This window comes from Pseudomonas sp. CFBP 8771 (assembly GCF_014841695.1).
Classification (GTDB): domain Bacteria; phylum Pseudomonadota; class Gammaproteobacteria; order Pseudomonadales; family Pseudomonadaceae; genus Aquipseudomonas; species Aquipseudomonas baltica.
On record NZ_JACYUJ010000010.1, the window covers coordinates 62746 to 87879 of the forward strand.

22 protein-coding genes are annotated in these 25134 nt (G+C 63.0%); 10 read left to right on the top strand and 12 right to left on the bottom strand.

Annotation, left to right across the window (positions count from 1 at the left end):
* Positions 1-11: 11 nt before the first annotated feature.
* Both folB and folK read left to right on the top strand, forming a co-directional pair.
* Entirely contained in the window at positions 12-365 is a 354-nt protein-coding gene (folB, locus tag IFT80_RS20585; RefSeq protein WP_192104472.1) for a dihydroneopterin aldolase, read from the top strand.
* Complete coding sequence (gene folK / locus IFT80_RS20590; RefSeq protein WP_192138212.1) at positions 356-871, top strand: 2-amino-4-hydroxy-6-hydroxymethyldihydropteridine diphosphokinase; 516 nt, start codon at positions 356-358, stop codon at positions 869-871. Before folB ends, folK begins: the two co-directional genes overlap by 10 nt.
* An 82-nt stretch (positions 872-953) precedes the next feature.
* Here the strand turns inward: folK and IFT80_RS20595 are convergent, their stop codons facing one another.
* The 11 genes from IFT80_RS20595 to IFT80_RS20645 form a co-directional block, all read right to left on the bottom strand.
* On the bottom strand, positions 954-2177 hold the full coding sequence (locus IFT80_RS20595; RefSeq protein ID WP_192138213.1) for a multifunctional CCA addition/repair protein: 1224 nt from the start codon (positions 2175-2177) through the stop codon (positions 954-956).
* Positions 2178-2243: 66 nt separating this feature from the next.
* Positions 2244-3806 (bottom strand): SpoVR family protein, encoded by a 1563-nt coding sequence (locus IFT80_RS20600; RefSeq protein ID WP_122477140.1) that lies wholly within the window; start codon positions 3804-3806, stop codon positions 2244-2246.
* Positions 3803-5074: a YeaH/YhbH family protein gene (locus tag IFT80_RS20605; RefSeq protein WP_192138215.1), complete on the bottom strand. Its 1272-nt coding sequence runs from the start codon at positions 5072-5074 to the stop codon at positions 3803-3805. Before IFT80_RS20605 ends, IFT80_RS20600 begins: the two co-directional genes overlap by 4 nt.
* A 104-nt stretch (positions 5075-5178) precedes the next feature.
* Positions 5179-7101 carry a PrkA family serine protein kinase gene (locus tag IFT80_RS20610; RefSeq protein ID WP_192138217.1) on the bottom strand — a complete coding sequence of 641 codons (1923 nt, stop codon included), beginning with the start codon at positions 7099-7101 and terminating at the stop codon, positions 5179-5181.
* A gap of 307 nt (positions 7102-7408) precedes the next feature.
* Positions 7409-7732 carry a thiosulfate sulfurtransferase GlpE gene (gene glpE, locus IFT80_RS20615; protein ID WP_122477145.1) on the bottom strand — a complete coding sequence of 108 codons (324 nt, stop codon included), beginning with the start codon at positions 7730-7732 and terminating at the stop codon, positions 7409-7411.
* A 28-nt stretch (positions 7733-7760) separates the two neighbouring features.
* A complete protein-coding gene (locus tag IFT80_RS20620; RefSeq protein ID WP_192138219.1) occupies positions 7761-8642 on the bottom strand; it encodes a symmetrical bis(5'-nucleosyl)-tetraphosphatase in 882 nt (293 codons plus the stop codon).
* Positions 8642-9022, bottom strand: a complete 381-nt coding sequence (gene apaG, locus IFT80_RS20625; protein WP_122477148.1) for a Co2+/Mg2+ efflux protein ApaG — start codon at positions 9020-9022, stop codon at positions 8642-8644. Before apaG ends, IFT80_RS20620 begins: the two co-directional genes overlap by 1 nt.
* Positions 9023-9130: 108 nt before the next feature.
* Positions 9131-9937, bottom strand: coding sequence for a 16S rRNA (adenine(1518)-N(6)/adenine(1519)-N(6))-dimethyltransferase RsmA (rsmA, locus tag IFT80_RS20630; RefSeq protein ID WP_192138221.1), 807 nt, complete (start codon positions 9935-9937; stop codon positions 9131-9133).
* Positions 9937-10923, bottom strand: coding sequence for a 4-hydroxythreonine-4-phosphate dehydrogenase PdxA (gene pdxA / locus IFT80_RS20635; protein WP_192138223.1), 987 nt, complete (start codon positions 10921-10923; stop codon positions 9937-9939). The genes rsmA and pdxA overlap by 1 nt, the downstream gene beginning before the upstream one ends.
* Positions 10920-12236 (bottom strand): peptidylprolyl isomerase SurA, encoded by a 1317-nt coding sequence (gene surA / locus IFT80_RS20640; RefSeq protein ID WP_122477153.1) that lies wholly within the window; start codon positions 12234-12236, stop codon positions 10920-10922. The genes pdxA and surA overlap by 4 nt, the downstream gene beginning before the upstream one ends.
* Entirely contained in the window at positions 12217-14979 is a 2763-nt protein-coding gene (locus tag IFT80_RS20645) for an LPS-assembly protein LptD (RefSeq protein ID WP_192138226.1), read from the bottom strand. Before IFT80_RS20645 ends, surA begins: the two co-directional genes overlap by 20 nt.
* 130 nt (positions 14980-15109) lie before the next feature.
* Here IFT80_RS20645 and IFT80_RS20650 point away from each other — a divergent pair, with 130 nt between their 5' ends.
* From IFT80_RS20650 to IFT80_RS20660, 3 genes are read left to right on the top strand one after another with little or no spacing between them, the layout of a single operon-like run.
* Complete coding sequence (locus tag IFT80_RS20650; protein ID WP_192060032.1) at positions 15110-16123, top strand: aminoglycoside phosphotransferase family protein; 1014 nt, start codon at positions 15110-15112, stop codon at positions 16121-16123.
* Complete coding sequence (murU, locus tag IFT80_RS20655) at positions 16120-16779, top strand: N-acetylmuramate alpha-1-phosphate uridylyltransferase MurU (protein ID WP_192104462.1); 660 nt, start codon at positions 16120-16122, stop codon at positions 16777-16779. The genes IFT80_RS20650 and murU overlap by 4 nt, the downstream gene beginning before the upstream one ends.
* A gap of 1 nt (position 16780) precedes the next feature.
* On the top strand, positions 16781-17548 hold the full coding sequence (locus IFT80_RS20660; protein WP_192138228.1) for a DnaJ domain-containing protein: 768 nt from the start codon (positions 16781-16783) through the stop codon (positions 17546-17548).
* A 31-nt stretch (positions 17549-17579) separates the two neighbouring features.
* On the opposite strand, the gene IFT80_RS20665 is transcribed toward IFT80_RS20660, so the two are convergent.
* Positions 17580-18524, bottom strand: coding sequence for an alpha/beta hydrolase family protein (locus IFT80_RS20665; protein ID WP_192138230.1), 945 nt, complete (start codon positions 18522-18524; stop codon positions 17580-17582).
* A gap of 169 nt (positions 18525-18693) precedes the next feature.
* Between IFT80_RS20665 and IFT80_RS20670 the strand changes: the two genes are divergently transcribed.
* The 5 genes from IFT80_RS20670 to IFT80_RS20690 all read left to right on the top strand — a co-directional run bounded on the left by IFT80_RS20670 (position 18694) and on the right by IFT80_RS20690 (position 25130).
* Positions 18694-20691 (top strand): sensor histidine kinase, encoded by a 1998-nt coding sequence (locus IFT80_RS20670; protein ID WP_192138232.1) that lies wholly within the window; start codon positions 18694-18696, stop codon positions 20689-20691.
* A gap of 35 nt (positions 20692-20726) precedes the next feature.
* Positions 20727-21356 carry a response regulator gene (locus IFT80_RS20675; protein WP_185795322.1) on the top strand — a complete coding sequence of 210 codons (630 nt, stop codon included), beginning with the start codon at positions 20727-20729 and terminating at the stop codon, positions 21354-21356.
* Positions 21357-21557: 201 nt separating this feature from the next.
* On the top strand, positions 21558-22673 hold the full coding sequence (locus IFT80_RS20680; RefSeq protein ID WP_122477165.1) for an ABC transporter ATP-binding protein: 1116 nt from the start codon (positions 21558-21560) through the stop codon (positions 22671-22673).
* Positions 22674-22769: 96 nt separating this feature from the next.
* Positions 22770-23804, top strand: coding sequence for an ABC transporter substrate-binding protein (locus IFT80_RS20685; protein WP_192138234.1), 1035 nt, complete (start codon positions 22770-22772; stop codon positions 23802-23804).
* A 78-nt stretch (positions 23805-23882) separates the two neighbouring features.
* The gene (locus IFT80_RS20690) at positions 23883-25130 is read left to right on the top strand and encodes an ABC transporter permease (RefSeq protein WP_122477205.1); all 1248 of its coding nucleotides are present in this window, start codon (positions 23883-23885) and stop codon (positions 25128-25130) included.
* Positions 25131-25134 lie beyond the last annotated feature (4 nt).

Sequence of the window (25134 nt, forward strand, 5' to 3'; positions counted from 1 at the left end):
GAGTGAAGTGCTTGGACAGAGTGTTTATCGAAGGTCTGGAGGTCGACACGGTGATCGGCGCCTACGATTGGGAGCGTGACATTCGTCAGTGCCTGCGTCTGGACCTGGTGTTCGCCTGGGACAACCGCCCGGCTGCGGCTGGCGACGACCTCACCCTGGCCCTCGACTATGCGACGGTGTCGCAGCGCGTCCAGGCATTTGCCGCGCAGGCTCGCTTCGAACTGGTCGAGACGTTCGCCGAACGTCTGGCCCAGCAGTTGATGAGCGAATTCGGCATTCCCTGGCTGCGGCTCAAGATCACCAAGCCGGGTGCCGTCGCGGCGGCGCAAGGTGTCGGTGTGGAGATCGAGCGCGGATGTCGCTGAATAGAATCTACCTGGGCCTGGGCAGCAACACCGACCGAGAACGCCATCTGTGTGCGGGGCTCGATGCGTTGGCGTCCTTGCTCGTGGACATGCGCTGTTCAGCGGTATTCGAAAGCCAGCCGGTAGGCATCAAGAGCGGCCCGTTCTTCAATCTGGTAGTAACCGGGCTGACCGACTTGCCGTTGACCGTACTGGATCGTCGGTTGAAGTTCATCGAAGCCGACAATGGCCGCTACGCCCCGGAGCGCAAAGGTCTGCCGTTGGATATCGATGTATTGCTGTACGGCGACCTGGTCGGCAACTTCGACGGACTGGTGCTGCCCCGTGCCGAAATTCTGAAAAATGCGTTTGTACTGTGGCCATTGGCATTGATTGCGCCAGAGTTGGTGCATCCGGGCGCAGGGGTGAGTCTTGACCAGCTTTGGCGCGAGTCGAACATCGACCAGGTGTTGGCCCCCGTTCCATTCGAATGGCGCGGGCAGCAATTGACTCCCGTCACGCTTTGAATCATCACCGTCTTCTTCACAAGCACAGCTCCCCACCTGTGGGAGCGAGTCTCTGCCCGCGAAGAGGCCCCCAAGGCCACCCTCAAACCCCCGCCTTATACGCCTTGAGTGCCTCCAACCGCGCCCGCTTCAACGCCTCCCCCAACGCCTGCCCCTTGAACCCCTGGGCAACCAGCGGCTGAACCGCCACCGCCCGCGCCACCTCGGCAGCACCTCGCATGTAATCCGCCTGCGGATATTCCCGCGCCTCGAACCCCAAGCGCCCCCGCGCGTCCATCTCGCACGCCATGATGAAATCCTCGAAGCGCCCGGGGCGACGGTACACATCGAAGCTCTGCAGCAGCTCCAGCAGCGTCGACGGCTTGAGCTCCAGGGCTCGATGGCCGTGCGTGTGATATTCACCCACCAACACCGCCAGCTCCTGACAATCCCTGGGCACCTTGAAGCGTTCGTTGACCGCCTTGATCAGTTTCACGCCCCGCTGCTCGTGGGCGATATGCCGCGGCCACTCGCTGGGGCGCGTGGTGCCCTTGCCCAGGTCGTGCAGCAGGCACGCCCAGCGCACGCTCAGTGGCTGGCCATGGCGCGCCGCCTGTTCAAGCACGCTCAGGGTATGCACGCCGGTGTCGATCTCTGGATGATGGGCCGGCGGCTGCGGCACGCCAAACAACGCGTCGACCTCAGGCAGCAGGTGCTCCAGCGCCCCGCAATCGCGCAGCACTTGAATGAACACCTGGGGATGAGCCTCCATCAATGCTCGGGAAATCTCCTTCCAGCTGCGTTCGGCGGTCAAGGCCTGCAGCTCGCCCGACTCGCTCAACTGACGCATGAGCTGCAGGGTCGGTTCGGCCACGCGAAAACCCAGTCCGGCATAGCGCGCGGCGAAACGTGCGACCCGCAGCACGCGCAAGGGGTCTTCGATGAACGCTGGGGACACGTGCCTGAGCAGGCGCTCGTTCAGGTCCTGCTGACCGCCGTACGGATCGATGATGCGGCCGTCGTCGTCCTCGGCCATGGCATTGATGGTCAGGTCGCGCCGCGACAGGTCCTGCTCCAGGGTCACGTCCGGGCTGGCGTGGAAGACGAACCCGCCATAGCCACGTCCGCTCTTGCGCTCGGTACGTGCCAGGGCATATTCCTCGCCGGTCTGCGGATGCAGGAACACCGGGAAATCACTGCCCACGGGGCGATAGCCGTCAGCGAGCATGCGTTCGGCGTCGGCACCGACCACCACGCGATCGATGTCCACGACCGGTATACCCAGCAAGCGGTCGCGCACCGCTCCACCCACTTCATAGATCTTCATTGCAACACCTCCGATGGCCCGGAAGGATAACACCAAGCCATCGGCGGTTTTGCGCACGCACCTGCCTCAGAGGTGGACGACGTTGAGGTCCATCCGCCCATGGCTGCCGTCCGCATGCTCGCTGCGCGGTGGCACGTGATGGGTCTTGACCAACTGATCGCCCTGCAGCGTATCCAGGTGGATATCGAACCCCCACAGGCGGTGCAGGTGCTTGAGCACCTCGTCGGTGGATTCTCCCAGTGGCTTGCGGTCATGTTGCTGATGACGCAGGGTCAGCGAGCGGTCACCGCGTCGATCGATGCTCCAGATCTGTACATTGGGCTCGCGGTTCCCCAGGTTGTACTGCGCCGCCAGGGTTTCGCGAATGGTGCGATAGCCGTTTTCATCGTGGATGGCTGGCACCAGTAACTCGTCCCGCTGATCGTCGTCCATGATGCTGAACAGCTTCAGGTCGCGAATGACCTTGGGCGACAGGTACTGCAGGATGAAGCTCTCGTCCTTGAAGCTGCTCATGGCGAACTTGATGGTGGACAGCCAGTCACTGCCGGCGATGTCGGGAAACCAGTGGCGATCTTCATCGTCCGGGTGCTCGCACATGCGGCGTATGTCGCGGTACATGGCAAAGCCCAGGGCATAGGGGTTGATGCCATTGTAGTAGGGGCTGTCGAAACCGGGCTGGAACACCACGCTGGTGTGCGACTGCAGAAACTCCATCATGAAGCCGTCGGTCACCAGGCCTTCGTCGTAGAGGTCGTTCATCAGAGTGTAGTGCCAGAACGTTGCCCAGCCTTCGTTCATCACCTGGGTCTGACGTTGCGGGTAGAAGTACTGGGCGATCTTGCGCACGATCCGTACGATCTCGCGCTGCCAGGGCTCGAGCAGCGGCGCATGCTTTTCGATGAAATACAGGATGTTCTCCTGCGGCTCGGCCGGGAAGCGGGCGTTGTCCTCCTCGCGGTTCTTGTCGGCACCCTTGGGAATGGTCCGCCACAGATCGTTGATCTGCCGCTGCAGGTGCTCTTCGCGATCGGCCTGGCGGCGACGCTCTTCTTCCGCGGAAATCGGATAGGGACGCTTGTAGCGGTCGACGCCGTAGTTCATCAGGGCGTGGCAGGAATCGAGCAGATCCTCCACGGCATCGATGCCATGACGTTCCTCGCACTTCATGATGTAGGACTTGGCGAACACCAGGTAATCGATGATCGAACTGGCGTCGGTCCAGGTGCGGAACAGGTAGTTGCCCTTGAAGAAGCTGTTGTGCCCATAGCAGGCATGGGCCACCACCAGCGCCTGCATGCAGATGGTGTTCTCTTCCATCAGGTAGGCGATGCACGGATCGGAGTTGATGACGATCTCGTAGGCCAGGCCCATCTGGCCGCGGGTGTAGGACTTCTCGGTGCTGAGAAAATGCTTGCCGTAGGACCAATGGTGATAGCCCAGGGGCATGCCCACCGAGGCGTACGCATCCATCATCTGCTCGGCAGTGATCACCTCGATCTGGTTGGGGTAGGTGTCCAGCGCATAGCGCTCGGCAATGCGGCTGATTTCCCGGTCGTAGGTCTGGATGAGCTCGAACGTCCATTCCGAGCCCGTGGAGATGGGTTGGCGCTTCTGCTCTCTGGCGGTCATGTCGCTAACCTGCGCTGGAAGAGTTCACGGAAGACCGGATAGATATCACCGGCCGACACCAGCTGCTGCTGGGCGAACGTATCGGCGAACGACTCGCTGATGCGCTCGTATTCGTACCACAGGGCCTGATGTTCGCGCGGCGTGATTTCCACATAGGTGTAGTACTGCACGAACGGCATGATCTGCTGGGTGAGGATTTCCCGGCAAATCGGTGAGTCGTCGTTCCAGTTGTCGCCGTCCGAGGCCTGGGCGGCATAGATGTTCCATTCGTTGGTTGGGTACCGCGCGGCCATGATCTCCTGCATCAGTTTCAGGGCGCTGGAAACGATGGTGCCGCCGGTCTCGCGCGAATAGAAGAACTCTTCCTCGTCGACTTCGCGGGCGCTGGTGTGATGGCGGATGAACACCACTTCGATCTTGTCGTAGTTACGCTTGAGAAACAGATACAGCAAGATGAAGAAGCGCTTGGCTATGTCCTTGGTGGCCTGGGTCATGGAACCGGACACGTCCATCAGGCAGAACATTACCGCCTTGGAACTGGGGTTGGGATGCTTGACCAGCAGGTTGTACTTGAGGTCGAAGGTGTCCAGAAAGGGCACGCGATGGATGCGCGCGCTGAGCTTTTCGATTTCGCCGATCAATGCCTGAATGTCACCGAAATTATCCGGTTCCTCGATCTTCAAACGCTCGAGTTCAAGCTTGGTCGCCTTGAGCTTGGCGCGGCTGCTGCCTGAAAGCGCTATGCGCCGCGCGTGGGCCGAGCGCAGGGTGCGGATGATGTTGATCCGCGAAGGGTTGCCCTCGTTGCTGATACCGGCACGCACCGTCTTGTAGGTGTCGGTACCACTGAGGTTGCGCTTCACCAGGTTGGGCAGTTCCAGGTCCTCGAACATGAATTCGAGAAATTCCTCCTGGGTGATCTGGAACACGAACTCGTCCATGCCCTCGCCGGAGTTGCCCGCCTTGCCAGGTCCCTTGCCGCCGCCTCCGCCCTGGGGGCGGGCGATGTGTTCGCCGGCGGTGAACTCCTTGTTGCCGGGGTGCACCACGGTCTGCTTGCCGCCGCGGCCGTGCTGCAACACCGGCTCGTCGATATCGCGGCCGGGAATGCTGATCTGCTCGCCATGTTCCATGTCTGTGATGGAACGACGGCCGACGGCATCTTCCACGGCCTTCTTGATGTGGTCACGGTAACGCCGCAGGAAACGCTGGCGGTTCACCGTACTCTTGTTCTTGCCATTGAGGCGTCGGTCGATCACATAGCTCATTAGGCCTCCGGGCAGCCGGGCTGCAAGCCACAAGTCGAGAGCAGCGAAAGGCCCGGGCATCGATGCCTGCCTGGGCCCGTCGCAGCCTGAAACCTACCGCGTGATCACTGCGACTTCCTGACCCGCAGATACCACTCGGACAGCAGACGGACCTGCTTGTCGGTATAGCCGCGCTCGACCATGCGAGTGACGAAGTCGTTGTGCTTCTGCTGGTCCTCCTTGCTGGCCTTGGCGTTGAAACTGATGACCGGCAACAAGTCCTCGGTGTTAGAGAACATTTTCTTCTCGATCACCACGCGCAGCTTCTCGTAGCTGAGCCAGGTCGGATTCTTGCCGTTGTTGTTGGCGCGGGCGCGCAGCACGAAGTTGACGATCTCGTTGCGGAAATCCTTCGGGTTGCTGATGCCGGCTGGCTTCTCGATCTTTTCCAGCTCTTCGTTGAGGGCCACGCGGTTGAGAATCTCGCCGGTTTCCGGGTCGCGGTACTCCTGATCCTGAATCCAGAAATCGGCGTACAGCACGTAGCGGTCGAAGATGTTCTGCCCGTACTCGCTGTACGACTCCAGGTACGCGGTCTGGATCTCCTTGCCGATGAACTCGATGTAGCGCGGTGCCAGGTATTCCTTGAGGAAGCGCAGGTACCGCTCGCGCACCTCGGCAGGGAATTGCTCCTGTTCGATCTGCTGCTCCAGTACATAAAGCAGGTGCACCGGGTTGGCGGCGATCTCGTGGGGGTCGAAGTTGAACACCTTGGAGAGAATCTTGAAGGCGAAGCGCGTCGACAGGCCATTCATGCCTTCATCCACGCCCGCAGTGTCGCGGTATTCCTGGATCGACTTGGCCTTGGGATCGGTGTCCTTGAGGTTCTCCCCGTCGTACACGCGCATCTTCGAATAGATGTTGGAGTTGTCCGGCTCCTTGAGCCGCGACAGCACGGTGAACTGCGCCAGCATCTTCAGGGTGTCGGGCGCGCAATGGGCCTTGGACAGCGAGCTGTTGAACAGCAGCTTGTCGTAGATCTTGATCTCGTCGCTGACACGCAGGCAGTACGGCACCTTGACGATGTAGATCCGGTCGATGAACGCCTCGTTGTTCTTGTTGTTGCGAAAGCTGTGCCACTCCGATTCGTTGGAGTGCGCCAGCAGGATGCCCGAATAGGGAATCGCGCCCAGCCCTTCGGTACTGTTGTAGTTACCCTCCTGGGTGGCGGTCAGCAGCGGATGGAGCACCTTGATCGGCGCCTTGAACATCTCGACGAATTCCATCAGGCCCTGGTTGGCCCGGCACAGGGCACCCGAGTAGCTGTAGGCATCGGCGTCGTTCTGTGGGTACTCCTCCAGCTTGCGGATGTCGACCTTGCCCACCAGCGCGGAAATGTCCTGGTTGTTCTCGTCGCCCGGCTCGGTCTTGGCCACGGCGATCTGGTTGAGAATGGAAGGGTAGAGCTTGACCACGCGGAACTGGCTGATGTCGCCGCCGAATTCGGCCAGGCGCTTGGTGGCCCAGGGCGACATGATGGTGCTCAGGTAGCGTTGCGGAATGCCGAAGTCTTCTTCAAGGATCGCGCCGTCCTCGGTGGCATTGAACAGCCCCAGGGGCGACTCGAACACCGGCGAACCCTTGATCGCGTAGAACGGCACCTTCTCGATCAGCTGCTTGAGCTTCTCGGCCAGCGAAGACTTGCCGCCGCCTACCGGGCCCAGCAGGTACAGGATCTGTTTCTTCTCTTCCAGGCCCTGCGCCGCATGGCGGAAGTACGACACGATCTGGTCGATGCATTCCTCCATGCCGTGGAAGTCTTCGAACGCTGGGTAGCGACGAATCACCTTGTTGGAGAAGATGCGCGACAGCCGGGAATTGGTCGACGTGTCGAGCAATTCGGGCTCCCCTATCGCCATCAGGATCCGCTCGGCGGCAGACGCGTAGGTCCTGCGGTCGGTTTTGCACAGCTCGAGGTACTCCTGTAACGAGAGCTCTTCCTGGCGTGTGGATTCGAAGCGTTGTTGGAAGTGGCTAAAGATACTCATGACGTCACCTCGCTCGATACGTGGAGCCGACGTCGGATCACTCAGTTGATGCTGGCGGTCACCCAAACCCCGTGGTGGCCGTATACCCCCCAGAACACCCTTGTAGCCTTGACCGATTGACCCGCGCGCCGGTGTACCGGCTCTCCCCTGTTATGGATGGCCTGAGCTTAAGGATAGTTGGTTATCGAAGATTTCAAGCGCGGATGCGCAATTAACTGCCGCCAGGGTCTGGCGACAATGCTGCGAAGGCCCGTGGGGCGCGGCGTCGGCGACGAAAAAAATTTCGTCGCGCGGGGCTTGCGAAGGATTATTCAGCCTGGCTGGTTTCGCCCGGAAAGGTGCTGCGCCACAGCTCGAAGCCGCCGTCCATGCTGTACACATCGGAAAAGCCCTGGCTGACCAGGTAGGCAGCGGCGCTCTGGCTGGAATTGCCGTGGTAGCAGACCACGACCAGCGGCTTGTCCAGATCGGCCGCCGTGATGAAACCGTGCAGCGAGTGGTTGTCCAGGTGCGTGGAATCGGTGATATGGCCAGCCGCGAAGGTTTGCGGGTCGCGGATATCCACCACCACGGCGCCCTGTTCGCGCAGGCTCTGGACGTCTTGCGGAGGGATGCGTTTGAATTCGGTCATGGACAGGCTCCTGGGCTGGTCGCCCATTCTAGCGTTTGTCGCTCGGGGGAGGGAAATCTGCCGCGGGGGTCGCTGCAGGCAAGTGCACATCGCCCTCATCGGTGCATTTGCAGGACAGGCGCTCGCCGCTGTCGACGTCGAGCAGCGTCATCGCACCGCCCCACACGCATCCGGTATCGAGCGCGAACACGCCCGGCTCCTCGCAACGCCCTTCCAGCGCCGCCCAATGGCCGAAGATGATCTTCAGGTCGCGCGTCTTGCGCTCCTTGTGGGCGAACCAGGGCGCGTAGCCGGGCAGCGCGGTGTCGGCGCCTTCCTTGCCCTTGAGGTCGAGCTTGCCGTCGGCGGTGCAGAAACGCATGCGGGTGAAGTAGTTGGTGATCACACGCAAGCGGGCAACGCCCTGCAACGCCTTGTCCCACTTGTTCGGCTCGTTGCCGTACATGCCGTCCAGAAACGGCTTGAACAGCTGGTCATCACGCAGCGCGGTCTCGACCTCGGCGGCCAGGCGCAGGGCCTTGCGCAGCGACCATTGTGGTGGAATCCCGGCATGCACCAGCACGGCATTGCGCTGTTCGTCGTGGTGCAGCAGCTTCTGCCGGCGCAGCCAGTCGAGCAACTGCGGGCCGTCGGGTGCGTCGAGGATTTCGCGCAAGGTATCGCCGCGCTTGAGCCGCTCGGCGTCGTTGGCCACCGCCAGCAGGTGCAGGTCGTGATTGCCCAGCACACACACCAGCGCGTCACGCATGCCATACAGGTAGCGCAGGGTTTCCAGCGAACTCGGCCCGCGGTTGACCAGGTCGCCCACCAGCCACAGTGTGTCCTTGGCAGGGTCGAAGGCGACCCGTTGCAGCAGGCACTTGAGTGGCTGCAGGCAGCCTTGCAAGTCACCGACTGCGTACACTGCCATCAGTGCAGGGCGCCTGGTACGGCGAGGCGAAACGGGGCGATAACGGCTTCGAACTGCTTGCCGTCTTCGGCCTGCATCTGATAGCTGCCCTGCATGTTGCCCACCGTGGTGGCCATCACCGTGCCGCTGGAATAGGTGTGGCTTTCACCGGCGGCGATCAGCGGTTGCTGGCCAATGACACCGGCGCCCCGGACTTCCTCAACCTTGCCATCGCCATCGGTGATCACCCAGTGGCGAGACAGCAGGCGAGCCGGTATCTGTCCGTTGTTGCTCACGGTAACGGTATAGGCAAAGGCAAAACGCTGCTGCTCGGGCTGTGATTGTTCTGCCAGGAAACGGGTCACGACGCTGACGTCGATCTGATAACGGGGATCGGACATGCAAAGGGCCTTGAAAACGAGAGCTAATGTAGCCGGCGTTGGCCGGTTCAGGGTCAGTCCGGGGCAACGCGGTGGCCTGTGGACCAATCGCTTGGTCCAGGTTAGAGGTCAGAGCGGGTCGCTTCGTTCGGCGAGTTGATCAGCCAGGCGCACGAAAGCCGCGAGGTCGAGCTGTTCGGGCCGCAGGCTGCCGTCGACGCCGGCCGCTTCGATCGCCTCGACGGGCAGCAGCGCCTTGAGCGTATTGCGCAAGGTCTTGCGCCGCTGGTTGAAGGCTTCGCGCACCACTCGCTCGAGCAGGCGGTGATCCTTGGCCGGGTGGGGCAGGATGGTGTGAGGTACCAGGCGCACGATGGCCGAATCGACCTTGGGCGGCGGATTGAACGCGCCCGGCCCGACGTTGAAGAGGTGCTCGACGCGGCAGTGGTACTGGACCATGATCGACAGCCGTCCCCAGTCGCCGCCACCAGGGCCTGCAGCCATGCGCTCGACCACTTCCTTCTGCAGCATGAAATGCATGTCGCAGATCAGGTGGGCGTTGTGCAGCAGGTGGAAGATCAGCGGGGTGGAGATGTTGTACGGCAGGTTGCCGACCACGCGCAGGGTGCCAGCCTCGGCGCCCAGACTGGTGAAGTCGAACTTCAATGCATCGCCCTGGTGCAGGCGGAAATTGCCCTTGCCGGCGAATTGCTGATTGAGGATCGGCACCAGGTCCTTGTCCAGTTCCACCACGTCCAGTTGCGCACCGCTGCCCAGCAGGCCTTCGGTAAGGGCGCCCTGGCCCGGCCCGATTTCCAGCAGGTGTTCACCGGGCTTGGCGTGGATGGAGCGAAGGATACGGTCGATCACGCCGGCATCGTGGAGAAAGTTCTGGCCAAAGCGCTTGCGCGCCCGGTGTTGGTAGTGCTCGGTCATTAAAATGTCTCGGCCATTCGATAGGCGGTGTCGAGGGCGACGCGCAGGCTGCCGGTATCGACCTTGCCGGTTCCGGCCAGGTCCAGGGCGGTGCCGTGGTCCACGGAGGTGCGGATGATCGGCAACCCCAGGGTCACGTTGACCGCGGCGCCAAAGCCTTTGTACTTGAGTACGGGCAGGCCCTGGTCGTGATACATCGCCAGCACCGCATCGCAATGCTGCAGGTATTTGGGAGTGAAGAGCGTATCGGCGGGCAGCGGCCCGCGCAGATCCATGCCTTCGGCGCGCAGACGCTCCAGGGTAGGCTCGATGATGTCGATTTCCTCGCGGCCCAGGTGGCCGCTTTCGCCAGCATGGGGGTTCAGACCGCAGACCAGGATGCGCGGTCGGGTCAGGCCGAACTTGCCCTGCAGGTCGGCGTGCAGAATGCGCGTGACCCGCTCCAGGCGCTCGACGGTGATCGCATCGGCCACCTCGCGCAGGGGCAGGTGAGTGGTCACCAGTGCGACGCGCAGATTGCCGGTTGCAAGCATCATCACCACCTGTTCGGTAGCGGTAAGGTCGGCGAGGAATTCGGTGTGTCCGGAGAACGCGATGCCACCGTCGTTGATGACACCCTTGTGCACCGGCGCGGTGATCATGCCCGCGAAAAGCCCGTCGAGGCAGCCCTGCGCTGCACGCGTCAAGGTCTGCAGCACGAACGCGGCGTTGGCGGTATTCAGCTGGCCGGTGAGTACCGGCGCGCCCAGAGGCGTGTCCCAGACGTACAGGCTGCCCGCTGGCGCAGGCTGGTCGGGGAGGGCGTCGGCATCGACTTCCAGCAGGCTGACGGCCAGCCCCAGCTGCGCGGCCCGCTTGGCGAGCAGGTCACGGCTGGTGATGGCGATCAGGGGGTGAGGCTGGGGTTGCGCGGCCAGCAGCAGGCACAGGTCTGGACCTATGCCCGCCGGCTCACCGGGCGTCAACGCGAAACGCTTGGGGGTCACTGCGCAGCCTGGTCGGCGCCAGGCAGCTTGATTTCGACGTAGGCTTCGTCGCGGATCTGGCGCATCCAGGTCTGCAGCTCTTCGTCATACTTGCGGTTGCGCAACACGGTCATTGCCTGCTGGTCGCGGGCCTGCTCGGTGTTGTCGGTCGCACGGCGCCCCAGCACCTGCAGCACATGCCAGCCGAACTGGGTCTGGAACGGACGCGAAACCGTTTCCACCGGCGTCGACGCCATGGTTTCGCGAAACTCAGGCACCAGCGACTGAGGGTTGACCCAGTTCAGATCGCCGCCGTTGAGCGCCGAGCCTGGATCTTCCGAGAAATTCTTCGCCAGGGTGGCGAAGTCCTCGCCGTTTTCGATGCGTTCGTACAGCTTGCGTGCCAGTTCTTCGGTCTGGGCCGGGCTGCGAATCTCGCTCGGCTTGAGCAGAATGTGACGTACGTGCACTTCGTCCACGGTCTGGGTGGCGCCACCGCGCTTGTCCAGCACCTTGAGGATGATGAAGCCTACGGGCGTGCGCACTGGCTGGGTGACATCGCCGACCGGCATGCTGCTGAGCATGCGGTCGAACGGTGCCGGCAGCTGAGCAGGCTTGCGCCAGCCCATGTCGCCGCCTTCCAGGGCGTTCTCGCTCGACGAGCTGGCAATCGCCAACTTGTTGAAGTCGGCACCCTGCTTGAGCTGGCGATAGATGTCCTCGGCCTTGCTCGCCGCTGCCTGGATAGCCGCCGAGCTGGCGCTTTCCGGGACCTGGATCTGGATGTTGGCCAGGTGCAGTTCTTCGGACAGCTGCATCTTGCCCAGGTCCGAGGCGAGGAAGTTCTTCACTTCCTGCTCGGATACCTGGATGCGCTCGGCCACGCGACGCTGGCGTACGCGGCTGATGATCATCTCGCGCTTCACCTGCTCGCGCGCATCGTCATACGACAGGCCGTCATGCGCCAGTGCGGCACGGAACTGCTCGGTCGACATGTTGTTGCGCTGGGCAATGGTGGCGATGGCGCCGTTGAGTTCTTCGTCGGTAATGCGAATGCCGGAACGTTCGCCGATCTGCAGCTGCAGATTCTCGACGATCAGGCGTTCCAGCACCTGCTGTTGCAGGACGCTCGCCGCAGGTACGCCACCGCCACGCTTGGCGATGGTTTGCTGCACTTCCTTGACGCGCTGGTCGAGCTGGCTTTGCATGACCACGTCGTTGTCGACGATGGCCACGACGCGGTCCAGCTGTTGCACCGCGGCGTGCGCCGTGGTGCCCAGCAGCATGGCGCCCAGCACGACTGGGCGCAGCAGATCACATAGCTTGGTCTTCACGTTCACGATAACCTTGAATGCCCTTGTCGAGGAAACCCTCGACCTTATTGCCTACCACGCCACCGAGGCCCTTCAGCACGATTTGCAGGAAGATGCCGTGGTCGCCTTTTTCGTTCTGCGGGGCGGCCTGGCTGTACTCGTCGTAGTCAACCCAGTAGCGGTTGATCAGACGCATCTTCCAGCAGCAGTTGTCGTATTCGAAACCACCAAAGGCTTCCAGCGTGCGATTGCGGTTGTAGTCGAACTGCCAGCGGCTGATGACGCTCCACTGCGGCACGATCGGCCACATGACCGAGAAGTCATGCTGCTGGATCTTGTAGTAGTCCTTCACGTAGTTCGGATCGCCCGGCTGACCGTAGTCGCCACCGAAGGTCCAGCGACCGGTCGCCGAATCGTAGTGCACGGTGTCGTCGCGGTAGCGGTAGCCCAGGTTGACCACCTTGTTCGGGTTGTCTTCAGGCTGGTAGTGGAACATCGCGCTGCCCGAACGGGTGCTGCGGCTGTCCGGATCCCAGTTGAAGTCCGAGCTGAAGCGCCAGTCGCGGTTGAAGCGATATTCGTATTCCAGGGCGTACGGCGAAACGTTGGCCTGGGCATCGTCGCGCGTCTTGAAATCGACGCCCGGCAGTTGCACTTCACGATCCTTGAAGTACACGGCCTGGCCGACGCTCACACGCTGACGCTCGAAACCGTTCTCCTCGATCCAGCGGCTGGTCACGCCCAGCGACAGCTTGTTCTCGTCGCCCACGCGGTCGGAACCGGTGAAGCGGTTTTCACGGAACAGCGAGCCGTAGCTGAAAGTGGTTTCCGACGTGTCGAACACCGGAATGTCGGTCTGGTCTTCCTCGGGAACATAGAGGTAGAACAGGCGCGGTTCCAGGGTCTGGCGGAAGTTGGTGCCGAACATCTGGGTGTCGCGGTCGAAGTACAGGCCGCTGTCGATGCTGGCGATCGGTACGCCGCGGTTCTGCGAGCTGCTGAAACGCTCGTCGGCCAGCAGGCTGCTCTTGCCTTGGCTGTCCAGATCCAGATCGTACTGGGTGTACATGTACTTGAGCGACGGACGCACGAAGCCCCAGTTCCAGTTCAGCGGCAGCGACACGCCCGGCTCCAGGTTCAGGCGGTTGCCGTTGGCACGCGCCAGGCCCTGAACGTTGTTGTCGATGCGGCGCTCGCCGAAACCGTCTTCGTTGATGAAGGTGCCGGTGCGCAGGTCACGCTCGAAACGCACGATCTCGCTGTTGTAGGTGAAGTCCAGACCGCCCGGATGGTAAGGCAGCGCACCGTTGAAGGTGATCTGCGGCATGCGGTTGTACGGGGTGATGTCGGCCACGGTCGCCAGCTTGTACGCCTGGGCGTTCAAGCGTGCGGTGTAGTTGTCACCGCGATAGGTCAGGGCACCCTGCTGGTTGATCCAGTCGGTGCGCTCGACGCCGATCTGGTCCGACTGCAGGTCCTGGAAGTAGTACGGATCGCTGATGTCGGTGTAGTCGACTTCAGTGGTCAGGCGCGAATCCAGGCCGCCCTTGTGCTGCCAGTTGACCATCCAGCGGGTCTTGTCGTAGTCGGACTGCTGGCTGCGATCGTCGTTTTCGTCGTTCAGGTACGCGCCGCCGAACTGGCCTTCGCTGGTCTTGGTCAGGTAGCGGAATTCGCCTTCCATCATCAAGCCACGCTTGGCCATGTAGCGCGGGTACAACGTGGCGTCGTAGTTCGGCGCCAGGTTGAAGTAGTACGGGGCAACCAGGGTGAAGCCGCTGTCGCTGTCGCTGGCGAAGGACGGCGGCAGGAAGCCGGACTGGCGACGGTCGTCGATCGGGAAGTAGATATACGGCGTGTAAAGCACCGGAATATCCTTCACGCGAAGGGTGACGTTGGTCGCCGTGCCGAAACCGGTGGCCGGGTTCAGCGTGATGTTGTTGCCCTTGAGCTGCCAGGCGTTGCTGTCCGGCTCGCAGGTGGTATAGGTACCGTCCTTGAGGCGGATGATCGCGTTCTCGGCGCGCTTGGCGTACAGCGCATTGCCGCGGATGCGCGACTTGTGCAGCACGTATTCGGCGTTGTCGACCTGGGCTTCACCGGTGTCGAGCTGGATCTGGGCGTGGTCGCCCACGACCAGCGCGCCGTTGTCGCGCAGCTTGACGTTGCCGTTGAGCTCGCCGCGGTTCTCGGCCTGGTGCAGGCTGGCCTCGTCGGCCTCGATCTGCATGCTGCCCTGGCGCATCACGACGTCACCGGCCAGCGAGGCGATCTGCTCCTCGGTCTGGTAGCGCGAAGCCTTGGCGCCGATGAAGGTCGGTGCCTCGCTCTTCGGCGTGTCGTCGTTCATGCCCGGACGCACCGGCTCGATGTACGCACCGGAGCAGTACGGCCCGGTCTCGGCCAGTTGGGCGGCGGTCAGCTTGCTGCGCGGCACCCAGTCGAGATGGCTGTAGTCGGGGCTGCGCGAGCTCAGGCCACGGCCCTTGCTCTGCGTGACCGCAACCGGCCCGACGGTTTTCTCTTCGCGTGAAGAGGCACCGCTGCTGCCGCTCGCCACTGCCGCGCCGTCGTGCACGGGGCGCGGCGGCAACTGCGCGGCGTTGGCCTTGGGGTTGCAGTCCCAGGCACCAGCAGCGGAGACTTGGCAGTCGAATTGCTCTGCAGCAAAAACGAACGGGGTGGCCATGGGTTGCATCACCAGCAAACCGCCAGTGACCAGCAACGGAAATTTTTTACGAAACGCGGGGGATTTCAATGCCATCTTATTAGTCCGGGCTTCCTGCGTGCCATCTTGCCCGCGGGGGGGCCGCACGCCTCTCGATGGTCTGAAAAAGATGCTGGATAATAAAGCATGACCCGCTTGACGGCTAGCGCCGTCGGAGACCCTTGCAATGCCTGATCAAGATGTACGCCTGCAACACCTCAAAACATGGCTCGACGAGCAGCTCGAGAAGCTCTTCCAGGCTCGCCAATGGGGCGCCGTACCCCCGGCCACGTTGACCGCGGCCAGTAGCGATGCAAGTTTTCGCCGATACTTTCGCTGGCAGGGCCAGGGTCGCAGTTTTATCGTCATGGATGCGCCGCCGCCCCAGGAAAACTGCGCGCCGTTCGTGAAAATCGACGAACTGCTGGCGAGCGCCGGCCTCAATGTGCCGCAGATTCATGCCCAGGACCTCGAGCGCGGCTTCCTGTTGTTGAGCGATCTGGGCCACCAGACCTACCTGGACGTGATCGATGCGGACAACGCCGACGCGCTGTTTGCCGATGCCATCGACGCGCTGCTGGCACTGCAGAAACTGCCGGCCAGCGGTGACCTGCCCAGCTACGACGTTGCGCTGTTGCAGCGCGAGCTCGAGCTGTTTCCGCAATGGTATGTCGGCAAGGCTTTGGGCAAGCAGCTCGACGCCGAGCAATCGGCAGCCTGGCAACGGGTGTGCACGCGCCTGATCGACAGCGCCCTGGCGCAGCCCAAGGTGCTGGTGCATCGCGACTACATGCCGCGCAACCTCATGCGCAGCGAGCCTAACCCGGGTGTGCTGGACTTTCAGGATGCGGTCTACGGCCCGGTCACCTACGACATCACCTGCCTGTTCAAGGACGCCTTCCTCAGCTGGCCCGAAGCGCGTGTGCAGGCGTGGCTGCAGCGCTACTGGGAACAGGCGGGCGAGCAGGGCGTGCCGGTGCAGCTGGACTTCGCCGAGTTCTGCCGTGCCAGTGATCTGATGGGCGTGCAGCGTCATCTGAAAGTGATCGGCATTTTTGCCCGTATCTGCCATCGTGATGGCAAACCCCGTTATCTGGCCGACGCGCCGCGTTTCTTCTCTTATATAGAGACGGTGCTGGCGCGGCGCCCCGAGCTGGCTGAGCTGGGTGAACTGTTCAAGAGCCTTGGAGTGTCCTCATGAAAGCCATGATCCTGGCGGCAGGCAAAGGCGAGCGCATGCGCCCGCTGACCCTGACCACGCCCAAGCCGTTGCTGGCCGCCGGCGGCAAGCGGTTGATCGAGTATCACCTGCTGGCTTTGGCCCAGGCCGGCTTTGCCGAGGTGGTGATCAATCACGCCTGGCTGGGCCAGCAGATCGAAGACTATCTGGGCGACGGTGCTCGCTACGGGGTGGCCATCGAGTATTCCCGCGAAACCGAGCCACTGGAAACCGGCGGTGGCATTCGCCACGCGTTGCCATTGCTCGGCGATGCACCGTTCGTGGTGGTCAACGGCGACATCTGGACCGACTACGACTTCAGTCGGTTGCGCGGTCCGTTGGCGGGCCACGCGCATCTGGTGCTGGTCGACAATCCGGCTCATCACCCCGAAGGCGACTTCAGCCTGGTCGAAGGCCAGGTGCGCGACCAGCCTGGCCTGACCTACAGCGGTATTGCCGTGCTCCATCCCGATCTGTTCGACGGCCATGGAGAGCCAGCCTTCAAGCTCGCACCGCTGCTGCGCCGCGCAATGGACGTGGGGCAGGTCACCGGCGAACACTATCAGGGCCAGTGGATCGACGTCGGCACTGCGCAACGCCTGACCGAACTCGACCGCCTGCTGGCCGAGCGAGGTTGATATGTTGTGGCCCGGAACGGTAGTCGGCGCGGCGGCAGGTTATGCCCTCGCCAGCATTCCAGGGGCGCTGCTGGGCATAGTGCTCGGTCAGGCGCTGGATCGACACCTCAGGTTGCAGACCTGGAGTGAATTGGTAGATAGGCTCAAGGGCAAATCGGTACTGCGTGACGAGCAACTGCTGTTTGTCCTGCTGGGGCGAGTGGCCAAGGCCGAAGGCCAGGTGCTGGCGGTGCATATCCAGCAGGCGCGGCGGGAAATGCGCTCGTTGAACCTCAACGAACAGGCGCGAAAACGGGCCATCGTTGCGTTCAATCGCGGCAAGGCGGGAGGCGATCAGCTGCGCAGTCACCTGCTGCGCCTCAAGCATCAACCCAACTCCGCCGAAGGCATGCTGCGTGCCTGTTGGCGGATGGTCTGGGCCGATGGCCAGGCCGGTACCGCCGAGCGCGAACTGGTAGTCACCTGGGGCAAGTGGCTGGGCTGGTCCTCGGCACGGGTGCAGGGGCTGGGGCAGGATTACGAGCCGCGCCACAGACCGGTGACCAAGCGAGGCGGCGCCTTCGAAGAAGCACTGCGCCTGCTGGGGGTTTCCTCGACCACCGAGCCCGACCAGATCAAGCGTGCCTATCGGCGTCTGCTCAGCCGCCACCATCCCGACAAACTGGTGGGCGGTGGTGCCACACCGGCGCAGATTCGGGAGGCCACCGACCGTACGCGCGAACTGCACAACGCCTACAGCCTGATCCGCGAGCGCCTGGACCTGCGCTGATGCGCAGGCCCGGCATCAACCGCGCAGTGGCTTACTGCGCATTCAAGGCACCCTTGACCCGCCGGAACAGCTGCTCGGCCTGCGCGGCCTTGTCCGGCAGCGACTTGAGCGAAACCTGCGAGTACACCGCCCCTTTCTGCCGCTTGCTGGCCTGCAAACGCCGTTGCGCGGCGTCAGCCGCTGCTTGACGATCGCTGTAGAAGACATCCGTGGTGGGCACCTTGAGCAGCGCGGCCAGTTCGTCGATCTGCTGCGGCGCATTGTCCGGTGTGCGGGTATCCACCAACACCAGCTTCTGCACGTGCGCCGGCTGCCGTTCGGCCATGTAGCGGGTCGCCCAGTAAGCGCCGCTGCCATGCCCCAACAGCACGATCCTGCGTGAGTTGTGTTGCTGGGCGAAAGCGATGCCGGCTTCGATGCGGGCAAAGATCCGCTCGGCATCCACCTGCATCGGGTCTTGCAGCTGCACTTCGGTGCTGGCCGTATCGGCGTCCTGAGCCGTGGCTTTTTCCACCCCGGCGCCGGCGTCCGGTGGCGTCGCCTGGGTGTCGGTGGTCACCGGCAATGGCGGTTTCTCGTTTGGCCTGGCCGAAGGCATCTGGCTGACCAGGTCCGGCAGGCTCAGGCTCAGGGTGTTGAACGCCGCATCCGGCAACTTGCGCCGCAACGGCCCCACGCCCTGAGGCCAGTCCGCCGTTTCCCCGGCCCCTGGCACGATGATCACTGTACCCTGCGCATCGGCGGTATTGGCCGGACGCCACAACGACAGGAACTCGTCGCTGCCGGCCTGCAATTGTTGCTGCTCGCTGGCGGGCAACTGACGTTCCAGTGCCTGGGCATCCTCGACGCTGCGCTCCGCCAGAGGCTGGCGGACTTCGGCCGTCTGCTTGGCTGGCGCGGCCTCTTCGGCCGCTGCAACACCGTGCAGGGGCACCAGCAATGCCAGGCAAACGGCTCTCAACTGAACAACTTTCATCGGTACTTCCCGCCCAAATGAATGACTCGCTTGTTCGATACCGGGCCGAGTGCACGCTGCCATCGATGCAACCTGACAGGCGATCCTTTTCTCGCGGATAATCCCGACACCGGTCGATATTCAAAGCCTATAGCTTAGTGCCATCCACGCAAAGGTCGTTCATACCGATATGTACCCACTGCTGCGTCGCCTTTCACTGCTGGGCGGGTTGTGCCTGCCGTTGCTCGTCCATGGCGCCGCCGCCGTGCCCGCCGTGAAGCTGCCGCTCGACGCTGCGCAGATCCAGTGGCTTGATGAGCATCGCACCTTGCGCGTCGGGCTGGTACTGCAGCAACCCTATGCGCAACTGGACCGTCGCCTGGGCCAGTTGTCCGGCGTCAACGTCGACCTGATGAACTGGCTGGCCAAGGCCATGCAGGTGGAGCTGATCTGGCGCAACTACGCCGACCAGCCGGCGCTGGAACAGGGTTTGCGCGCAGGCGAGGTGGACCTGGCGCCCGGTCTTGCGCAAACCCCTGCCGGATTGAAACTGTGGCAGTTTTCCGATCCCTACCTGCGCGTGCCGCAGTTGTTGGTAGGCGAGCGCAATGGCGAAGTCGCCATCGATCTCGAGACGCTTTCGGCCAATGACCGGGTCGCCGTGCGCATGCCAGGGGCGGTTGCCGACTATTTGCGCAACACCTACAGCCATCTCAATCTGCAAGGTGTGCCGCTGGAACGGCAGGCCCTGCAATTACTGCTTAGCCAGCAGGCACGTTATGCGGTGGTGGACGAGGCGCAGTTGGGCCGGCTGTCCCGCGAGGCCGAGTTCGACGAGCTGGTGGTGGTCGGCGACATAGGTTATCCACAGTTGCTGCGGGTGGCGACGCGGCGCGACTGGCCGCAGTTGGCGCATATCGTCACCGTGGCCTTGGAGTCCCTGCCCGCCAAGGACCTGGAGCGGCTGCACGAGCGGTGGTTGCAGCCACAGTACCCGCGCCTGAGCGAATCCCGAGGGTTCTGGCAGAACCTGTGCCTGCTGCTGGTGCTGATCGCCGTGGCCATCATCGCACTGCTGGTCTGGCAGCGCCGCCAGGTCCACGCGCTGGAACGGCAACTGCTGGCGGCTCGGGAAGACATTGCCCTGCGCGCGGCGAGCGAGGAAGCCCTGCGGGTCAACCAGTTCTCCATCGAGCAAAGCACGGTCGGCATACTCTGGGTGAACTGGGACAGCCATGTGCGCTACGCCAACCGCGCTGCCGAGCGCATGCTCGGCTACGGCACCGGCGCGGTGGTGGACAAGCCCTTGGCCGACTTCGAACCGGGCCTGAGCATGGACCGCTGGCTGAACCTGTGGCGGCTGGCCAGGGCCAGCGAACACACTGCGCAAACCTTCGAAACCCACTGCGTACGCGCCGACGGCAGCGTCCTGCCCACCGATGTCTCGCTGAGCTTCCTGCGCTTTCGCGAAGCCGAGTACCTGGTGGTCTACCTCACCGATGTGACCGAGCGACGGCGGGCGCTGGCTGCCCTGCAACACAGCGAGGCGCAACTGCGCGAGCTGTCGGCGCACCTGGAAACCGTGCGCGAGGAAGAAAAAGCGCGCATTGCCCGAGAAGTGCACGACGAACTGGGGCAGATCCTCACGGTACTGAAACTGGAAACCTCGATGTGCGAACTGGCCTACGCCGACCTCGATAGCGGGCTTCAGGAACGCCTCAACAGCATGAAGCGCTTGATTGCCCAGCTGTTCCAGCAGGTGCGCGACGTGGCCACCGCCTTGCGCCCGCCGATACTGGATGCCGGTATTGCCTCAGCCATCGAGTGGCAGGCGCATCGCTTCGAGGAGCGCACCCAGATTCCCTGCCTGGTCAGCGTTCCGGAACAGTTGCCGCCCCTGGACGACGCCAAGGCCGTGGGCCTCTTTCGCCTTCTGCAAGAGGCGCTGACCAATGTCATTCGCCACGCCCAGGCGCATACTGTGCAAATCGAGCTCAGCCAGGAAGGCAATGACCTGCGCCTGTCGATCACCGACGATGGCTGCGGCTTCGAACCTGCCGAAGTGAGCTCGCTGTCGTTCGGCCTGGTAGGCATGCGCGAGCGCGTACTGATGCTCGGTGGCCGGCTCGAACTGAGCAGCCAGCTGGGGGAGGGCACTGCCCTGACCGTCACCGTGCCGTTGAACTGAGCGCACCGTTGAATTGATTGCTGGAGGGTGACCCGTTGATCCGAGTGCTGGTGGCCGAAGACCACACCATCGTGCGTGAAGGCATCAAGCAATTGATCGCCCTGGCCAAGGACCTGGTGGTGGCAGGGGAGGCCGGCAATGGCGAGCAGTTGCTCGAGATCTTGCGCGTCACCCCTTGCGACGTGGTCCTGCTGGACATCTCCATGCCGGGCGTCAATGGGCTGGAGGCCATTCCGCGGATCCGCGCGCTGCCTCATCCGCCGGCCATTCTGGTGTTGTCCATGCACGACGAGGCGCAGATGGCCGCGCGTGCATTGAAAGTCGGCGCGGCAGGTTATGCCACCAAGGACAGCGACCCGGCGCTGCTGCTGACCGCTATCCGCCGAGTCGCCGCGGGCGGGCGCTACATCGACCCGGCCCTGGCCGACCGCATGGTCTTCGAGGTTGGGCTCACCGATGCCCGGCCGCGGCATGCCCTGCTGTCGGAGCGCGAGTTCTCGGTGTTCGAACGCCTGGCTCGCGGCGCCAACGTCAACGACATTGCCCAGCAGTTGGCCCTGAGCAGCAAAACCATCAGCACCCACAAGGCGCGCCTGATGCACAAGCTCAATGTGGCGTCGCTGGCCGACCTGGTGAAGTACGCGATGGAGCACAAGCTGGTCTGAAAACGACAGTGGCACCCGGGGTTCTGCCACGCAGCCGCTCTGGCACTTCTCGCCCATGCTCAGGGGCGACAGGCCTGTAGGGCAATCCCTACCCCGAATCTTCCAACTACCCCATGGCAATCTCTCCCAGCCCCCGATTTGCAAGGGTTGCGGCCTTCTCTAGGCTTGACCCCACGGCAGTCATTCAACAAAGGTGTGGGTATGAGCGAGGCAAGCGCAAGTACGGACGAGATACTGGTCAGCTTCCGTGGCGTGCAGAAAAGCTATGACGGTGAAAACCTCATCGTCAAGGACCTCAACCTGGACATCCGCAAGGGCGAGTTCCTTACGCTCCTCGGCCCCTCCGGCTCCGGCAAGACCACCAGCCTGATGATGCTGGCAGGCTTCGAAACCCCCACGGCGGGGGAAATCCAGCTGTCCGGACGCTCGATCAACCACGTGCCGCCGCACAAGCGTGACATCGGTATGGTGTTCCAGAACTACGCCCTGTTTCCGCACATGACCGTGGCGGAAAACCTGGCCTTCCCCCTGTCCGTGCGCGGCCTGAGCAAGACCGACATCAGCGAGCGGGTCAAACGGGTGCTCGGCATGGTCCAGCTCGATGCCTTTGCCCACCGCTATCCGGCGCAGCTGTCCGGCGGGCAGCAACAGCGTGTGGCCCTGGCCCGCGCCTTGGTTTTCGAGCCGCAACTGGTGCTCATGGACGAACCGCTGGGCGCCCTGGACAAACAGCTGCGCGAGCACATGCAGATGGAGATCAAGCACCTGCACCAGCGCCTGGGCGTCACCGTGGTGTACGTGACCCACGATCAGGGCGAGGCGCTGACCATGTCCGACCGCGTGGCCGTGTTCCATCAGGGCGAGATCCAGCAGATCGCCCCACCCCGCGCCCTCTACGAGGAGCCGAAGAACACCTTCGTCGCCAACTTCATCGGCGAAAACAACCGCATCAACGGACGTCTGCTCAGCCGCGAGGGCGAGCGCTGCATCGTCGAACTGCCACGGGGTGAAAAAATCGAGGCGCTGGCGATCAATGTCGGCCAGATAGGCGCACCGGTGACCCTGTCGATTCGGCCCGAACGGGTTCGCCTGAACGGCCACAGCGGCGAGTGCATCAACCGCTTCTCGGGGCGAGTCGCCGAATTCATCTACCTGGGCGATCACGTACGGGTGCGCCTGGAGGTGTGCGGCAAGACCGATTTCTTCGTCAAGCAGCCCATCGCCCAGCTCGACCCCGCATTGGCCGTGGGCGACGTGGTGCCCTTGGGCTGGCCATTGGAACACGCCCGCGCGCTGGACCCGCTGTTGGATCAATGAGGGCTTCACCGCTGAAGTCGCTGCAACCGTACCAAAACGATCAGAGGCGAACCATCGCCCCGCGCTTGACCCACCTGCACTTGGAGAGACGATTAAATGCTCAAGCACTTGAAATTGACCGGGCTGACGCTCGGCCTGTTCTGGGCCGGCCAGGCGTTGGCCGCTACCGACCTGACCGTGGTGTCTTTCGGCGGGGCCAACAAGGCCGCGCAGGTCAAGGCGTTCTACGAACCGTGGGAAAAGGCCGGCTCCGGCAAGATCGTCGCCGGTGAGTACAACGGCGAGATGGCCAAGGTCAAGGCCATGGTCGATACCAAGAGCGTGTCCTGGGACCTGGTGGAGGTGGAATCGCCCGAGTTGTCCCGCGGCTGCGACGAGGGCATGTTCGAAGAGCTCGATCCGGCGCTGTTCGGCAAGCAGGAAGACTTCGTCAAGGGTGCCATCCAGCCCTGCGGTGTAGGTTTCTTCGTCTGGTCCACAGTGCTGGCCTACAACACCGACAAACTCAAGACGGCGCCCACCGGTTGGACCGACTTCTGGAACACCAAGGAATTCCCGGGCAAGCGTGGCTTGCGCAAGGGTGCCAAGTACACCCTGGAATTCGCCCTGATGGCCGACGGCGTGGCGCCCAAAGACGTGTATTCGGTGCTCGCCACCAAGGCCGGCCAGGACCGCGCCTTCAAGAAACTCGATGAACTCAAGCCCAGCATCCAGTGGTGGGAGGCCGGTGCCCAGCCGCCGCAGTACCTGGCCTCCGGCGACGTGGTCATGAGCTCGGCCTACAACGGGCGCATCGCTGCCGTGCAGAAAGAGAGCAACCTGAAAGTGGTCTGGAACGGCGGCATCTATGACTTCGATGCCTGGGCCATTCCCAAGGGGGCGAAGAATGTCGAAGCCGCCAAGAAATTCATCGCCTGGTCGGTCGCGCCGCAGCAGCAGAAAACCTACTCGGAAAACATCGCCTACGGCCCGGCCAATACCCAGGCCGTGCCGCTGCTGAACAAGGACATTCTCAAGGACATGCCGACCACGCCGGAAAACATCGTCAATCAGGTGCAGATCGACGTGAGCTTCTGGGCCGACAACGGCGAGCAACTGGAACAGCGCTTCAATGCCTGGGCGGCCAAGTAACACGCGTCGCGGCAACGCTGTCATGGGCGCGCGTGCCGGGCGCGCCTTTTTAGACCTGAATGATTCGCGGAGTTGACCATGGCCGTCGCAGTGCCTCTCAAACAGGACGCCAGCCTCACCTTGAAACAGCGGCTGTCCCGGGCCGAACGGCGCAACCGCTGGAAAGCCCAGGCGTTGATTGCGCCGCTGGTGCTGTTCCTGCTGCTGGTGTTTCTGGTGCCCATCGCCGCGCTCCTGTACAAAAGCGTCGGCAACCCCGAAGTGGTCGAAGGCATGCCGCGCACCGTGGCGGCCGTGACCGCGTGGGACGGGAAGGGCCTGCCCGACGAACCGGTGTACCGGTCACTGGCCGAGGACCTCGCCGAGTCGCGCAAGAATCAAAGCCTGGGCGATCTGTCCAAGCGTCTGAACATGGAGCTGGCCGGCTACCGCAGCCTGCTGGCGAAAACCGCTCGTGCCCTGCCGTTCAAGACCGAACCGGCCTCCTACAAAGAGGCGCTGCAGGCACTCGACGAGCGCTGGGGTGACCCGGCCTACTGGCAGGCGATCCGCCGCAACACCAGCACCCTCACCCCGTTCTACCTGCTGGCGGCGGTCGATCACCGCATCGACGACCTCGGCGAGGTGGCGCCTGCCACGCCGGACCAGGCCATCTACCTGGACATCTTCGCCCGCACGTTCTGGATGGGGCTGGTAATCACCGCCATCTGCCTGGCGCTGGCCTATCCCTTGGCCTATCTGCTGGCCAACCTGCCGACCCGGCAGAGCAATCTGCTGATGATCCTGGTGCTGCTGCCCTTCTGGACGTCCATCCTGGTGCGTGTCGCCGCCTGGATCGTGCTGCTGCAATCGGGCGGTCTGATCAACAGCGCACTGATGGCCATGGGCATCATCGATAAACCGCTGGAGCTGGTGTTCAACCGCGCCGGGGTCTACATCTCCATGGTGCACATCCTGCTGCCGTTCATGATCCTGCCCATCTACAGCGTGATGAAAGGCATCTCGCCCACTTACATGCGTGCGGCCATTTCCCTGGGTTGCCATCCGTTCGCCAGCTTCTGGCGGGTGTACTTCCCGCAGACCTACGCCGGGGTTGGCGCCGGCTGCCTGCTGGTGTTCATCCTGGCCATCGGCTATTACATCACTCCGGCGCTGCTGGGCAGCCCCAACGACCAGATGGTCAGCTACTTCGTGGCCTTCTACACCAACACCAGCATCAACTGGGGAATGGCGACCGCGCTGGGCGGCCTGCTGCTTCTGGCCACCGTGGTGTTGTACCTGATCTATAGCTGGCTGGTCGGCGCCAGCCGCCTGCGCCTGAGCTGAGGAA

What these genes read in the sequence shown, in the direction of transcription:
- IFT80_RS20620 (WP_192138219.1), bottom strand. Translation starts at nt 8,642, where the DNA reads ATGGCAGTGTACGCAGTCGGTGACTTGCAAGGCTGCCTGCAGCCACTC.
- IFT80_RS20595 (WP_192138213.1), bottom strand. Translation starts at nt 2,177, where the DNA reads ATGAAGATCTATGAAGTGGGTGGAGCGGTGCGCGACCGCTTGCTGGGT.
- IFT80_RS20605 (WP_192138215.1), bottom strand. Translation starts at nt 5,074, where the DNA reads ATGAGCTATGTGATCGACCGACGCCTCAATGGCAAGAACAAGAGTACG.
- IFT80_RS20600 (WP_122477140.1), bottom strand. Translation starts at nt 3,806, where the DNA reads ATGACCGCCAGAGAGCAGAAGCGCCAACCCATCTCCACGGGCTCGGAA.
- IFT80_RS20610 (WP_192138217.1), bottom strand. Translation starts at nt 7,101, where the DNA reads ATGAGTATCTTTAGCCACTTCCAACAACGCTTCGAATCCACACGCCAG.
- apaG (WP_122477148.1), bottom strand. Translation starts at nt 9,022, where the DNA reads ATGTCCGATCCCCGTTATCAGATCGACGTCAGCGTCGTGACCCGTTTC.
- folK (WP_192138212.1), top strand. Translation starts at nt 356, where the DNA reads ATGTCGCTGAATAGAATCTACCTGGGCCTGGGCAGCAACACCGACCGA.
- IFT80_RS20690 (WP_122477205.1), top strand. Translation starts at nt 23,883, where the DNA reads ATGGCCGTCGCAGTGCCTCTCAAACAGGACGCCAGCCTCACCTTGAAA.
- glpE (WP_122477145.1), bottom strand. Translation starts at nt 7,732, where the DNA reads ATGACCGAATTCAAACGCATCCCTCCGCAAGACGTCCAGAGCCTGCGC.
- IFT80_RS20660 (WP_192138228.1), top strand. Translation starts at nt 16,781, where the DNA reads ATGTTGTGGCCCGGAACGGTAGTCGGCGCGGCGGCAGGTTATGCCCTC.
- IFT80_RS20665 (WP_192138230.1), bottom strand. Translation starts at nt 18,524, where the DNA reads ATGAAAGTTGTTCAGTTGAGAGCCGTTTGCCTGGCATTGCTGGTGCCC.
- rsmA (WP_192138221.1), bottom strand. Translation starts at nt 9,937, where the DNA reads ATGACCGAGCACTACCAACACCGGGCGCGCAAGCGCTTTGGCCAGAAC.
- IFT80_RS20685 (WP_192138234.1), top strand. Translation starts at nt 22,770, where the DNA reads ATGCTCAAGCACTTGAAATTGACCGGGCTGACGCTCGGCCTGTTCTGG.
- IFT80_RS20650 (WP_192060032.1), top strand. Translation starts at nt 15,110, where the DNA reads ATGCCTGATCAAGATGTACGCCTGCAACACCTCAAAACATGGCTCGAC.
- IFT80_RS20680 (WP_122477165.1), top strand. Translation starts at nt 21,558, where the DNA reads ATGAGCGAGGCAAGCGCAAGTACGGACGAGATACTGGTCAGCTTCCGT.
- murU (WP_192104462.1), top strand. Translation starts at nt 16,120, where the DNA reads ATGAAAGCCATGATCCTGGCGGCAGGCAAAGGCGAGCGCATGCGCCCG.
- IFT80_RS20670 (WP_192138232.1), top strand. Translation starts at nt 18,694, where the DNA reads ATGTACCCACTGCTGCGTCGCCTTTCACTGCTGGGCGGGTTGTGCCTG.
- IFT80_RS20645 (WP_192138226.1), bottom strand. Translation starts at nt 14,979, where the DNA reads ATGGCATTGAAATCCCCCGCGTTTCGTAAAAAATTTCCGTTGCTGGTC.